Genomic DNA, 12,635 nt, shown 5'->3' on the forward strand with positions numbered 1-12,635 from the left:
CCTCCGCTGTGAGTACGGACCGGTCTACTGTGCGTACGGACCGGTCTGCTGCGAGCACGGAACGTCCTGCCGCGTGTACGGACCACCCTGCTCCGAGCTCGTTCCGGCCCCCGCCTCCGCAGGCAGATGGACGGCGAACACCGTGCGTCCCGGCACCGAGTCCACCTCGGCCCGGCCGCCGTGCGCGGCGACGACGGCCTGCACGATGGCGAGCCCGAGCCCGGTGGAGCCCGCGTTGCGGGAGCGCGAGGCGTCACCGCGGGCGAACCGCTCGAAGACGTGCGGCAGCAGCTCCGGCGGAATGCCGGGCCCGTCGTCCTGGACCTCCAGCATCACCCACGGCCGGCCGGCCGCGCACCGCACCCGGACCGTGACGGTGGTGCCGGGCGGAGTGTGGGTACGGGCGTTCGCCAGCAGGTTGACCAGCACCTGGTGGAGCCGGGTCGGATCGCCGTGCACGGTCGCGGGCTCGTCCGGCAGTTCCAGGCGCCAGTGGTGGCCGCTCCGGCCGGCGGCGCGGGCATCGCTCAGCGCGTCGACGACGACCGGGGAGAGGTCGGTGCTCTCCAGGCCGAGCGGGCGTCCGGCGTCCAGCCGGGCGAGCAGCAGCAGATCCTCCACCATGCCCGTCATCCGCTCCGCCTCGGACTCGATCCGCCCCAGGGCGTGCCGGGTGTCGGGGCCGGTCTCCTCGCGGCCGCGCCTGGTCAGTTCGGCGTATCCGCGGATCGAGGCGAGCGGGGTGCGCAGCTCATGGCTGGCGTCCGCGACGAACTGGCGTACCCGCGTCTCGCTCTCCTGCCGGGCCTCCAGCGCCGAACCGACGTGCCCCAGCATCCGGTTGAGCGCCGCGCCCACCTGGCCGACCTCGGTACGCGGATCGGCCTGGGCCTGCGGTACCCGTTCCAGCAGGGCCACCTCGCCGCTGTGCAGCGGGAGTTCGGAGACCCTGGTCGCGGTCGCGGCGACCCGGCGCAGCGGCCGCAGGGCGACGCCGACCATGGCGGCGCCCGCGATCCCGGCCGCGATCAGCCCGGCACAGGTGACGCAGACCTCGACGAGGATCAGCGTGGTGAGCGCGGAGCCCACCTCGGCGGCGGGCAGCCCGACCAGGACGGTGACGCCGTGCGGATCGGTGACCGCCTCGACCCGGTTGGACCCGAGCCCCGGCAGGTCCACGCTCTTCGCCCCGCTCCCGGCGGTGACTCCGGCCGCCGCCAGCGCCCTGCTCTGGGCGGCGGTCATCGGCTGCCCGCTGTCCTCGGAGCCGGGCCCCGGCGTGGTGGTGCTCGCCACGACCACGCGCGACTCGGTGACCGAGCCGTCCTCCAGTACCGCCCCGAAGGCACCGACGGGCAGTCCGCGGGAGTCGACGAAGGCCAGCGGGCCGAGGCTCTGCGGCACACCGCCGCCGGGCATCGGGCCCCCGCCGGGCGGCTTCGCGGCCCGCATGGCGACGCTGTGCAGCTGGTCGTCGAGCTTGCCGTACATGTAGCTGTGGAAGGCGATGGTGGTGACCGTCCCGATCACCGCGGCGACGACGGCGATCAGCGTGACCGCCGAGACCACCAGCCGGGTCCGCAGCGTCCACGGCCCCCGCCACCCGCGGGCGCGCCTACTCACCGGGCTTGATGAGATATCCCGCCCCACGCCGGGTGTGGATCATCGATGAGCGTCCGGCGTCGATCTTCTTGCGCAGATACGAGATGTACAGCTCGACGACGTTCGCCTGCCCGCCGAAGTCGTAGTTCCACACCCGGTCGAGGATCTGCGCCTTGCTCAGCACCCGGCGCGGATTGCGCATCAGGAAGCGCAGCAGCTCGAACTCGGTCGCGGTGAGGTGGATGGACGTACCGCCCCGGCTGACCTCGTGGCTGTCCTCGTCGAGCATCAGATCGCCGACCACGAGCGTCGACTCGCTGCGCACCGCCGCCGTGCCCGAGCGCCGGATCAGCCCGCGCAGCCGCGCCACGACCTCCTCCAGGCTGAACGGCTTGGTGACGTAGTCGTCGCCGCCCGCCGTGAGCCCGGCGATCCGGTCCTCCACCGCGTCGCGCGCGGTCAGGAAGAGTACGGGCACCTCGGCGAGCTCCCGCCGCAGCCTGCCGAGCACGGCGAACCCGTCCGTGTCGGGCAGCATCACATCGAGGATCACCACGTCGGGCCGGAAGGTGCGCGCCATCCGGACGGCCCCGGCACCGTCCCCGGCGCTGCGCACCTCCCAGCCCTCGTAGCGCAGGGCCATGGACAACAGCTCGGCGAGGGGGGCCTCGTCGTCCACCACCAGCACACGGACGGGGGTGCGGTCCGCCCTCAGCAGTTCGGTACGCCCCTGGGGCGAGGTCGTCGTCGTCATGCCCCAAACCTGTGCGGCTCCCGTGAAAGGGCCCTTACCCGTTTCTGTGAATTCCCTGAGAAAGGGGCCGGCCCGGCGACGGCGGTCAGTCCACGCCGAACAAGTCGCTCGCGTTCCCGTGACAGACCGCCCGCAGCCAGTCGTCCCCCAGCTCCAGCCGTTCCAGCGCGTGCAGTTGATGGGCGTACGGGTACGGGATGTTCGGGAAGTCCGTGCCCAGCAGGATCCGGTCCCCGAGCGCCGCGAGCCGCCCCCGTCCGTCCGGCGGGAACGGGCTGAAGTCCTCCGTGAAGTCCGTGAACGCCATCGTCGTGTCGAGCCGCACCTGCGGGTACGCCTCCGCGAGCGCCAGGAACTCCGCGTACTCCGGCATCCCCATGTGCGCCACGATCAGCGGCAGGCGAGGATGCCGGGCGAGCAGCCGGCCGACCGGCTCCGGGCCCGTGTGCTTGCCGGGCGCCGGCCCCGAGCCGCAGTGCATCACCACCGGGATCCCGGCCTCCGCGAGCAGCCCCCACACCGGATCGAGCAGCGGGTCATTGGCGTCGTACGCGCCCACCTGGACGTGCGACTTGAAGACCCGCGCCCCCGCCTCGACGGCCTCGCGCACATACCGCTCCACGCCCTCCTCCGGGAAGAACGTCGCGGTGTGCAGACAGTCCGGCGCCCGGCGGGCGAAGTCGGCCGCCCAGCCGTTCAGCCAGGCGGCCATCCCCGCCTTGTGCGGGTAGAGCATCGAGGTGAAGCGGAGCACGCCGAACGAACGCAGCAGCGCGAGGCGTTCGTCCTCGTCGTGCCGGTAGGCGATCGGCCACTCCATGCCGGTCAGCGGCCCCGCCGAGTCGAAGTACGCCCAGACCTTGCTGAGCACCCGTTCCGGCATGAAGTGGGTATGGACATCGATGATCCCGGGCAGCCCCAGCCGCTGCCAGAACCGTACGACGTCGTCGGCGTCACCACTCGTTCCGCTCATCCCGTGCCCCTCTCACCGTCCTCACCGTCCGGACGTCTCCGACGATCTCAGAACAGCCCGCCCTGCACGCCACCGCCCCCGAGGTCCGCCACCGGCACCCCCACCCCGGCCCGCGGGTCCGCCGCCACCAGCTCCCACCCGGTCATCAGCCGGGTGTCCAGCACCACGACCCCGTCCGTCGCCGTCGCCAGATGCAGATCGGGCCCGGCCGCCGCCACCAGCCGCCCCGCGACAGCGCCCCCGGCCACCAACTCGGTGACGGCCCACGCCGGCTCGGCCGCGCCGTCGAGCCCGAACACCCCGGCGTGATCGACCGCCTCGAACGGCAGCCGCTCCAGCGATTCCGGCCACCCGGCCCCTTCCAGCGCCACGGCCCGCCCGTACAGCTCCGCCACCTCGGCCCGGCGCTCCGCCGCCCCCGGCAGCGCCCCGCGCACGGCCCGCTTCCTCGCGTACGGAATCCGGTCCGGCACCCCGAGCGCCGACCGCAGCAGCTCCTCGGTCCGCCGGCACGCCATCAGCGGCCCCCGCCCCAGCCAGCTGAACACCACGGCCCCCTGCTCACGCAGCCGCGCCGCTTCCCGCTGCTCGGCGGTGATCCCGACCTTCACCATCCCCGGCCCGAACCAGGCGAGATACACCCGGTACGTCCTCGGGTCGTCGGCGATCGTGTCGGCGGCCACCGAATGCGCCCGGTCCAGCCGCGCGCACTCCGGGCACCGCGCCCCCGTGCTACGCCCCGACACCTCGGCCCCCACCGGACACACATTCCCGCGCGCCCCGACACACCCGCGCGCGCCCTCGGCCCGGAAGCCGAGCTCCGTCCCGTAGGCCGGCGCACTCCCCCGTACGGCCCCGCCCCGCCGCCAGCCCAGCACGGGCGGCCCCTGCGCGTCGGGCCACCGCAGCCCGGTGCACTGCCACCCCATGGTCACCACCATCGCCCTCGACACATAGAGGCACCCTCAGTCGGATGCGAGGAACTCGGCCAGCCGAAGGGTGTCCTGGAGGTAGCGCTCGTAGGGGAACCCGGCCGCGACGAGCCCGGCGCGGAGCTCGTCGTAGAGCGGCTTTCCGGTGGCGTGGAAGGCTTTCCGGCCGGCCTCGGTGAGGCGAACCAGCCGCCGCCGCGCGTGTTCGGGATCGATGGTGATCTGCACCAGGCCACCCGCTTCGAGTGGTCGTAGCGCCCGGCTGATCGCCGGGTCCGACACCGACAACGCCTGCGCCAGCCGATGCTGCGTCGTCGGCTCGATGTCCTCCAGCGTGCCCAGAAGCCGGATCTGGCTGTAGGTCAAGCCGCCGGGGTCGTCGGTGCGCTGCCGGGTCGCCTCGCCCAGCAGCATGACCACACGGTGCAGCAGGTCTGCGAGTCCATCATCCACACCACCACTATACCTAATCGTTGACTGGTTAATATTAACTAGGTAAGACTGAGGCATGGACACCTTCCCGTATCTCGCCCAGTCCGCGTTCCCTCTGGTCTGGATCCTGGTGCCGGCCATCGGCGCCTTCGTGCGGACGCGCCACGCCCGGTCCCCCCAGCAGGCACTGGAAACCTGGCAGCGCTGGTGGGCCATCGGCGCCTTCGGCTGCGGCAGCCTGTGGATGACGGTCGCGTTCCTGGCCTTCCCGGACGTCATGGCCACCGCGATCGGCTTCGACCGGACGCCCTTCATGTTCGAGATCGCCTTCGCCAACCTCGGGCTGGCCGTCATGGGCTTCCGGGCCGCCTCGGCATCCGCGCGCGAGCGCATCACCATCGGACTCGGCGGCGGAATGTTCCTCTGGGGAGCCCTGGCCGGCCACGTCCACCAGTGGTTCGCCAACGGTGACCACGCCCCCGGCAACACCGGCGGGGTCCTCGTCAACGACCTCCTGATCCCGGCAGTCATGATCATCCTGGCCGTGCGGTCCCGTCACCTGGAGGCCACGCCCCGGCCGGCCGCGGGCATCGCCGCCTGACCAGCTCGCCCCGGCAGGGCTGTTCACACCAGCCCTGAAGGCTCGACCCTGAAAGCTCGGGCCCTGAAGGCAGAGCCAGAGGCCTTGAAGACAAAGCAAGAGGCCCTGTGGACTGATCCACAGGGCCTCTGAACTGTTGTGCACTCGGCAGGATTCGAACCTGCAACCTTCTGATCCGTAGTCAGATGCTCTATCCGTTAAGCTACGAGTGCTTGCGCTTCCCGGTTTTTTTCTCCCCGGTCGGCGTTGCGAGAACAACATTACATGACCTGTGCCGTAGCGCGAAATCCATTAGCCACACCTGCCCCGACCTGCGGAAACACCGTGTTCGGCGGTTGTTCGGGCGGGGCGCCGCGCCCCGTGGGGCCGTGCCTTCCCCGAGGCGGCGGACGGGACGGGTCCGTATGCGGCCGGAGCCCCGCGTCGGCGGGCCGGGCGCCGGGGCGCGGGTCAGCGGCCCCTCTCTCCATGGACGTTCACGCGGTCGCCGCCGCGGCGCCGGAAGCGTCAACTTCGCCGGTGGCCGATTCACCCTGAGCAGGGGTGGGCGCACCGGGCGCAGCGCGGGCTTTTGGCCATGACGGCGCGGGCGTGAGGGAGCCGGGTGGCGGGTGCGACGGGAGCGGCGCGGCGACGGCGGCGCGGGGGACGGGACGGCGGAAGCCGTCCGGGGGCGGGTTCCGCAAACCTGCCGCGCCCGGGTTGACCGAACCACCCCGCTCCTCGCTTTACGCGATCAACCGGATGCACTGCGCTAGTGGGTGCACCGGCTCCGCGGCGGCGCGCAGTTGTGCGGCCGGACGGCGGCGCGCAGTTGTGCGGCCGGACGGCGGTGCGTTCCAGCAGCGCCGACCCGAGGGGAAGAACCATGTCCACACCTCCTGCTCCGCTCCGGGTCACCCTGGCCAACGGCAGCTTCGAACAGCCCGTCGTCTCCGGTGTGGAGATCCTGCCGGACTCCTCACAGACGCAGGCGCCCAAGCGGGTCCCGGGCTGGCTCACCACCGCCACCGACCACATGATCGAGCTGTGGCACACCGGCTTCAACGGAGTGCCGGCGGCCGACGGCGCCCAGTTCGCCGAGCTCAACGCCAATCAGGTCTCCACGCTCTATCAGGACCTGCCCACCACGCCCGGCACGAAGCTGTACTGGCGGCTGTACCACCGGGGCCGCCAGGGGGACGACACCATGGCCCTGGACATCGGCGCGCCCGGCGCCACGGTCCAGCAGAGACGCTTCACCGACGCCACCACCGCCTGGGGCCACTACACCGGCACCTACACCGTCCCGGCGGGGCAGACGCTGACGCGGTTCGCCTTCCGGTCCGTCTCCGCCGCCGGCGGCAACCAGAGCATCGGCAACTTCCTGGACGGCATCTTCTTCGGCACCGCCCCCCATGTGGTGCTCACCAAGACCGCCGCGCCCACGGGGCCGCTGGAGGTGGGCGACGTCATCACCTACCGCGTCAGCGCCAGGAACGAGGGCGGCGGCGCGGCCGAGAACCTCGTCCTGACCGACGTCGTCCCGCAGGGCACGACGTATCTGCCCGGTTCCCTGCGCATCGTCGACGGCCCGAACGCCGGGCCGAAGACCGACGCGCGGGCCGAAGACCAGGCGTACTACGACACCCAGGGCGACAAGGTGGTCTTCGCCCTCGGCAACACCACCACCGGGGCAGGCGGCAGCCTGCCCAATACCGAGACCCTGCCTGCGGGAACCACCGCCGAGTACCGGGTCACCATCGACCGGGCCGCCGGCGGGCAGCAGCTCAGGAACACCGCCACCGCCTCCTACGAGAACCGCCTCGGCGACACCCCGGAGCCACTGACGGCCACCTCCAACGAGCAGGTCACACAGGTCAATCCGGCCGCCGACCTGGCCGTGGCCAAGGCGGCCGACGCGACCACCGTCACCGTCGGCCAGACCGTGACCTACCGCGTCACCGTCCACAACGCAGGCCCGAACCGGGCCACCGGCGTCACCGTCACCGACCGGCTCCCGGACGGTCTCGCCTTCCTGTCCGCCGACGGCCCCGGCAGCTACGACCCGGCCACCGGACGGTGGGCCGTGGGCACCCTGGCCGACGGCTCCGGGGCCACCCTCGTGCTGCGGGCCAAGGCCACCCGGACCGGCTCCGTCGTCAACACCGCCACGGCCACCGCCAACGAAAAGGATCCCGACACCGGCAACAACACCGACGCCGTCACCATCTGCGTCGAGCCGGCCCCCTCCTGCTGCGACCCCTGCGCCACCCGGAAGTAGCCGGGGGCTGCCGCAGATCGCCGCAACGGCTCCGGAAACGACTCAGGGAGTTCAGCCGAAACGGGCTGAACTCCCTGGTCAGAGAGCGGAGGCGGAGGGATTTGAACCCTCGATGGGCTTTAAGACCCAAACCGCATTAGCAGTGCGGCGCCATAGACCGGACTAGGCGACGCCTCCATGCACACCCCGCGCGAGCGCGAGTGGTGCGTGCAGATGATGACACAACTGAGCGGTGCGTCACCAATCGATGCCTACGGTACTAGGCAGTCGGGCACGAGGGCAAAGCGCCTGCGGTGCGCAACGCCGTGGCGTGCGGAGCGTTAGTGATGTCGGAGGCGCCGCCCTCCCGTTATTCCCTCCGTTCCACCGGCACTCCCGCCGCAGTGCACGAGCACAGGAGCCCGCAATGTTGCGCCGCCTCGCCCTCACCGCCGTCACCTCCCTCGCCGCGCTGTCCGCCGTCGCCCCGGCCGCGACCGCGGCCACCGGCCCCCTCCCCCTGCCGCTGCCGCTGCCCGTGCTCCAGGACGACGCCGGTACCCGGCTGACGATCACCGTCTCGGGCTCGGCGGACTCCGCGGCCGAGGGGACCTTCGAGCTGCGGTGCGCGCCGGCGGGCGGCAGCCACCCGGTGGCGGAGCGGGCCTGCGGCCGGCTGGACGAGCTGGCGGGCGGGAGGAAGGACCCGTTCGCCCCGGTGCCCGCGGACACGCTGTGCACCCTTCAGTCCGGGGGTCCGGCCACCGCCCGGGTCACCGGAACCTGGCAGGGGCGGCACATCGACTCGCTCTTCAGCCGGACCAACGGCTGCGAGATCTCCCGCTGGAACAATCTGACCCCGGTGCTCCCCAACGTCCGATGACCGGGCCGGGTCGGCTCGGACCGGTGGCCGGGGTGCGTCCGGGCGAACCCCGCGTACCCCGTGAGCAGGGGATCGTGCCCCGGCCGGGGCACATCGACGGCACATGACGGGGCGGAGTCGTACACCGTATGCACAGAACCTTGGTGAGAGCTCCCCCTCATCCGCAGCCCCTCGCCGCTTCGCTGCCTTTAGACTCCTCCAGTGACAGCCCGCGGCCCGAGGGGCAAGATGGGGCCCGCTGTCGGCAAGGTGCGGTAACCAGGGAGGAAGCGTCGTCGTGAGCAGCAGGCCATCCCGAGGCGCTGCTCGCCTCGCAGCCATACTCGATGCACTCCCCGACGGGCTGCTGCTCGTCAACTGCAACGGCACGGTCGTCAACGCCAACACGATCGCGCTGGAGATGTTCGAGACGCCGGGCACCGCGCTCGTCGGGCGCGGGCTGCTGGACCTGCTGCCCGAGTTCGACTCCAAGCTGATCCCGGGCTCGATGCGCCGGGCCGACACCGCCGGCGACCGCAGCCGTACGAAGCCGACCCGGATGACCGCCCGGCGCACCGACGGCACCGAGTACCCGGTCGAGGTCACCAGCGCCAGCCTGGAGGACGGGCAGGCCGCGTACAACGACTTCCAGAGCACCTACAGCGGCAGCTACACGGGCGACGAGCTGCTGATGCTCGTCGTACGGGATCTGTCGGGCACCGTGGACACCGAGGCCGAACTGGCCCGTTCGCAGCGGCAGACCGAGATGATCCTGCGGGCCGCGGCCGAGGGCGTCGTCGGCACGGACACCGATGGCCGGGTCGTCCTGGTCAACCCCGCCGCCGCGCAGATCCTCGGTTTCCGCGCCAGCGACCTGGGCGGCCAGGAGCTGCATCCGCTGATCCTGCACTCACGGGCGGAGGGCGAGCCGTTCCCGTACGAGGAGTCGCCGCTCGCCGACACCCTCAGGTCCGGGCGCAAGCACCGGGTGCGCGGCCAGGTCCTGTGGTCCAAGAGCGGCGCGCAGGTCCCGGTCGACCTGACCACCGCGCCGGTCCGGGACGGCGACCAGCTGGTCGGCGCCGTCATGACGTTCACCGACCGCAGGCCGTACGAGGAGCTCGGCGAGCAGCACCGGGCCGAGCTCGCCGAACTGACCGACAGCCACACCGCCGAGGTCGCCGAGCTGACGGAGCGCCACAGCTCGGAGCTGGCCGACCGGACCGAGCGGTACGCGGCCGAGCTGGAGGCGCAGGCCGACCGGCTGACGGCGCTGACCGACCGGCACACCCAGCTCACCGCCGTGCTCGGCGAATCGCTGCGCGGCCCGCTGGAGGAACTGCGCGGCGAACTCTCCACGCTCGCCGCCGACCCGGCGGGGCAGCTGTGGCCCGAGGCCAACCAGATCCTGCACCATCTGGCGGCGGGCTACGCCCGGATGACCACCCTCGTCGACAACGTCCTCGGCTATCAGCGCCTGGACGCCGGCTCCGAGAAGCTGGTCAAGGCGAACGTGCTGCTCGACTCGGTCGTGACGGCCGGTATCGACGCGTCCGTCGAGCTGATCGGTCCCGGGCGCGCCCAGTTCGCCGTGCACGCGCCGCCGATCGAGGCCGAGGTGGACGCGGCCCGGCTGGTGACCGCGCTCGCCCACCTGGTCGCGGATGTGGCCGGGGTCGACTCCACCGGCAAGGCCCGGGTGGTGCCCGGTGGCGGGTACGTCGACTCCACGGTCGTCGTCGCGGCGGCGCAGCGCGGCGAGGTCGTACGGATCGAGGTGCGCGGACCGTTCGCCGGGGGAGACCCGGTGCACGAGCCGATCGTGCGCGGGATCGTGCGGGCCCACGGCGGTGTGCTCCAGACGCACGAGGTGCCGGGGATGAGCGGCAGCGCGTATGTGCTCGAAGTGCCGTTGGGGGCCGGTTCGGGGACGGTGACGGCGCCCGCGCCGGAGCCGGAGGCCGAGCCGGTGGCCGACCGGGGCGGGCCGGAGACCGGGCAGCAGACGGGCGGCGGGCGGCGACGCGCGCGGCGGGCGTCCACGGACGCGTTCCTGGAGAGCCCGGTGGGCGGTTCCGGGGCGGGCGCGGAGGCGGACGGCGACACGGCCGCGGCCGAGCCGACCGGGCGGCGGCGGGCGCGCCGTGAGCCCGTGGTGCCGGACGCGGCCCAGATCGCGGAGAGCGCGCGCAGCGAGGGTTCGGGGCGCAGGCGGGGCCGGCCGAGCCCGGCCGAGACCGGTGCGCAGCAGCCGTCCCCGGTGCCCGGGCCGGCTCCGTCTGCCGAGTCCCTCGAATCTCCCGGGTCTCCCGAGCAGGGTGCCGGGCAGGCGTTGGCGCTGCCCGCGCCGTCCGAAGGTGCCGTGGTGACGGCGGCGGAAGGCGCGCAGGGCGGCGGCGGCAACAGCCGGCCGCAGCTCGGCCAGACCGTGCCGCCGCAGGGCGTGCCGGTGCCCGCGGGCGGACACCGCGCGCGTCAGGGTGCCGAGAGCCGGAACCAGGGCCAGGGGCAGAACCAGCTGGCTCTGCCCGCCTCCGCTTCGGATTCGGCCCACGTTCCGGCACCGGCCCAAGCCCCGGCTCCGGATTCCGGCTCGGCCGGCGCTTCGCCCGTACCGGCGCAGGCGTCCCAGCCGACCGGGCGGCGGGCCCGGCGGGCGCTGGCGGCCACCCAGGAGCGGGCCGCCCAGGCCGAGCCCGCGGGGCCCCGTACCGCGTTCGCGCTGCCGCCCGCGGAGGCCGACCGGTCCCCGGCCCCGGCCGCCGACGCGGACGCGGACGCCTCGCTGCCGGGACGCCATGACGCCGTACGCATCGCACCGGACGACGACCACACACCGCCCCAGCCGCATCCGGTACCGACCGGCCGTCGCCGGGCCCGCCACCCCGAGGTCCCGCAACAGGCCGGGCAGCCCGAGCAGCCCGAAGACCTGCCCGCCGAGGATGCGGAGCCGCTCGCGGTCGGACAGACCACGCACGCCACGGGCACCACGGCCGTCGCGACTGCCGCGGCAGAGAGCGCGGAAGGGCCGGAGAGCATGGAGGGCCCGGAGAGCGCGGAAGGCCACGCGCGGAGCATCGCGCCCCTGACGGACGCGCGTAGCCGGCCGCTGCCCGCGGAGGCTCCGATGCCCGGCGGGTCGTCGGACTCCACGCAGGGACGCGCGTTCAGCGTGCGGACGCTCGGGCAGGGCGTGCCGTTCGCCCAGCACATCGCGCACCAGCAGAACCAGACGCTCGGCGGTGCCGGACGGCGCCGCAAGCTCGCGGCGCCGCCGGAGGGCGAGCGCACCCCGCAGGCCGCCGCGTCGGCCCCGTCCCCGTCCGTCCCCGCGCAGGGCCCGCTGCGCTCCGACCCGGAGGCCGAAGGGCGTTCGTACGCGATAGGGGCCCCCGACGAGGGCGCCGAGGGGCCGGAGCCGCTGGACGGTCCGGGCGGCGCGGTCGAGGTCGCCAACCGCCCCTCGCCGCAGCCCGTCGACGACGAGCTGCCCCCGGAGCCGCTGGACAACCCGCGCCGGCTGCTCGTCTGGCCCGCGCCCGATGTCTCCACCCAGCAGGCGCTGAGCGACCGCGGCTACCGGCCGGTGATCGTGCACTCGCGCGAGGAGGTCGACGCCCAGATCGCGGCGTTCCCCGCCGCGCTGTTCGTCGATCCGCTGACCGGCCCGATCACCCGCAAGGCCCTCCAGTCGCTGCGGCAGGCGGCGGTGGCGGCCGAGGTGCCGGTGCTGGTGACGGCGGGCCTGGGACAGGCCTCGCGGGAGGCGGCGTACGGTGCCGACCCCGCCGTGCTCCTCAAGGCGCTCGCCCCGCGCGACAGCGAACAGCATCCGCCCCGGGTGCTGTTGATCGAGGAGCACGAGGAGATCGCGCTGGCGCTGACGGAGACCCTGGAGCGCCGCGGCATGCAGGTGGCGCGGGCCTCCACGGACAGCGAGGCGGTGTCGCTCGCCACCCGGATGCGGCCCAACCTCGTGGTGATGGACCTGATGCAGGTGCGCCGCCGCCGGGCCGGCATCGTCGACTGGCTGCGCGCCAACGGTCAGTTGAACCGGACCCCGCTGGTCGTCTACACCTCCGCCGACATGCACGGGCCGGAGCTGCCGAAGCTCAGCTCGGGCGAGACCGTGCTCTTCCTGGCCGAGCGGTCCACGAGCGAAGAGGTCCAGGCACGCATCGTCGACCTGCTCGCGAAGATCGGTACGAACTGAGGCACCGGTACGGGACGAGGGCGG

The 12,635-nt window shown here is 73.1% G+C and carries 9 protein-coding genes and 2 tRNA genes; 4 read left to right on the forward strand and 7 right to left on the reverse strand.

The features are described 5' to 3' along the window. Positions 1–24: 24 nt before the first annotated feature. The 5 genes from ABZ622_RS06815 to ABZ622_RS06835 all read right to left on the reverse strand — a co-directional run bounded on the left by ABZ622_RS06815 (position 25) and on the right by ABZ622_RS06835 (position 4,714). Positions 25–1,623: a HAMP domain-containing sensor histidine kinase gene (locus ABZ622_RS06815; RefSeq protein ID WP_360541109.1), complete on the reverse strand. Its 1,599-nt coding sequence runs from the start codon at positions 1,621–1,623 to the stop codon at positions 25–27. Further along, positions 1,616–2,356 carry a response regulator transcription factor gene (locus ABZ622_RS06820; RefSeq protein ID WP_124719978.1) on the reverse strand — a complete coding sequence of 247 codons (741 nt, stop codon included), beginning with the start codon at positions 2,354–2,356 and terminating at the stop codon, positions 1,616–1,618. The genes ABZ622_RS06815 and ABZ622_RS06820 overlap by 8 nt, the downstream gene beginning before the upstream one ends. Before the next feature lie 85 nt (positions 2,357–2,441). Continuing rightward, positions 2,442–3,329 carry an amidohydrolase family protein gene (locus ABZ622_RS06825; protein ID WP_360541112.1) on the reverse strand — a complete coding sequence of 296 codons (888 nt, stop codon included), beginning with the start codon at positions 3,327–3,329 and terminating at the stop codon, positions 2,442–2,444. A 47-nt stretch (positions 3,330–3,376) separates the two neighbouring features. Continuing rightward, entirely contained in the window at positions 3,377–4,258 is an 882-nt protein-coding gene (locus ABZ622_RS06830) for a DUF2797 domain-containing protein (protein ID WP_360541637.1), read from the reverse strand. A 36-nt stretch (positions 4,259–4,294) separates the two neighbouring features. After that, positions 4,295–4,714, reverse strand: a complete 420-nt coding sequence (locus ABZ622_RS06835; protein ID WP_360541114.1) for a MarR family transcriptional regulator — start codon at positions 4,712–4,714, stop codon at positions 4,295–4,297. 55 nt (positions 4,715–4,769) lie between these two features. Between ABZ622_RS06835 and ABZ622_RS06840 the strand changes: the two genes are divergently transcribed. After that, complete coding sequence (locus tag ABZ622_RS06840) at positions 4,770–5,294, forward strand: DUF6790 family protein (RefSeq protein ID WP_360541116.1); 525 nt, start codon at positions 4,770–4,772, stop codon at positions 5,292–5,294. 139 nt (positions 5,295–5,433) lie between these two features. Here ABZ622_RS06840 and ABZ622_RS06845 read toward each other — a convergent pair. Next, a tRNA-Arg gene (locus tag ABZ622_RS06845) sits at positions 5,434–5,506 on the reverse strand. 656 nt (positions 5,507–6,162) lie between these two features. On the opposite strand from ABZ622_RS06845, the gene ABZ622_RS06850 reads away from it, so the two are divergent. After that, a complete protein-coding gene (locus ABZ622_RS06850) occupies positions 6,163–7,557 on the forward strand; it encodes a hypothetical protein (RefSeq protein WP_360541118.1) in 1,395 nt (464 codons plus the stop codon). Between the two features lie 86 nt (positions 7,558–7,643). On the opposite strand, the gene ABZ622_RS06855 is transcribed toward ABZ622_RS06850, so the two are convergent. After that, a tRNA-Ser gene (locus ABZ622_RS06855) sits at positions 7,644–7,734 on the reverse strand. A gap of 229 nt (positions 7,735–7,963) precedes the next feature. Here ABZ622_RS06855 and ABZ622_RS06860 point away from each other — a divergent pair. Next, entirely contained in the window at positions 7,964–8,419 is a 456-nt protein-coding gene (locus tag ABZ622_RS06860) for an SSI family serine proteinase inhibitor (protein WP_360541120.1), read from the forward strand. Positions 8,420–8,696: 277 nt separating this feature from the next. Beyond that, the gene (locus tag ABZ622_RS06865) at positions 8,697–12,611 is read left to right on the forward strand and encodes a PAS domain-containing protein (RefSeq protein ID WP_360541122.1); all 3,915 of its coding nucleotides are present in this window, start codon (positions 8,697–8,699) and stop codon (positions 12,609–12,611) included. Positions 12,612–12,635 lie beyond the last annotated feature (24 nt).

Origin of the sequence: Streptomyces sp. NPDC007164 (genome assembly GCF_040634135.1) — a bacterium.
In the GTDB taxonomy this organism is placed as follows: Bacteria; Actinomycetota; Actinomycetes; order Streptomycetales; family Streptomycetaceae; genus Streptomyces; species Streptomyces sanglieri.

Bases quoted from the DNA above. Each gene is read 5' to 3' on its own strand.
- ABZ622_RS06820 (WP_124719978.1), bottom strand. From the start codon at position 2,356: ATGACGACGACGACCTCGCCCCAGGGGCGTACCGAACTGCTGAGGGCG.
- ABZ622_RS06825 (WP_360541112.1), bottom strand. From the start codon at position 3,329: ATGAGCGGAACGAGTGGTGACGCCGACGACGTCGTACGGTTCTGGCAG.
- ABZ622_RS06830 (WP_360541637.1), bottom strand. From the start codon at position 4,258: ATGGGGTGGCAGTGCACCGGGCTGCGGTGGCCCGACGCGCAGGGGCCG.
- ABZ622_RS06860 (WP_360541120.1), top strand. From the start codon at position 7,964: ATGTTGCGCCGCCTCGCCCTCACCGCCGTCACCTCCCTCGCCGCGCTG.
- ABZ622_RS06850 (WP_360541118.1), top strand. From the start codon at position 6,163: ATGTCCACACCTCCTGCTCCGCTCCGGGTCACCCTGGCCAACGGCAGC.
- ABZ622_RS06840 (WP_360541116.1), top strand. From the start codon at position 4,770: ATGGACACCTTCCCGTATCTCGCCCAGTCCGCGTTCCCTCTGGTCTGG.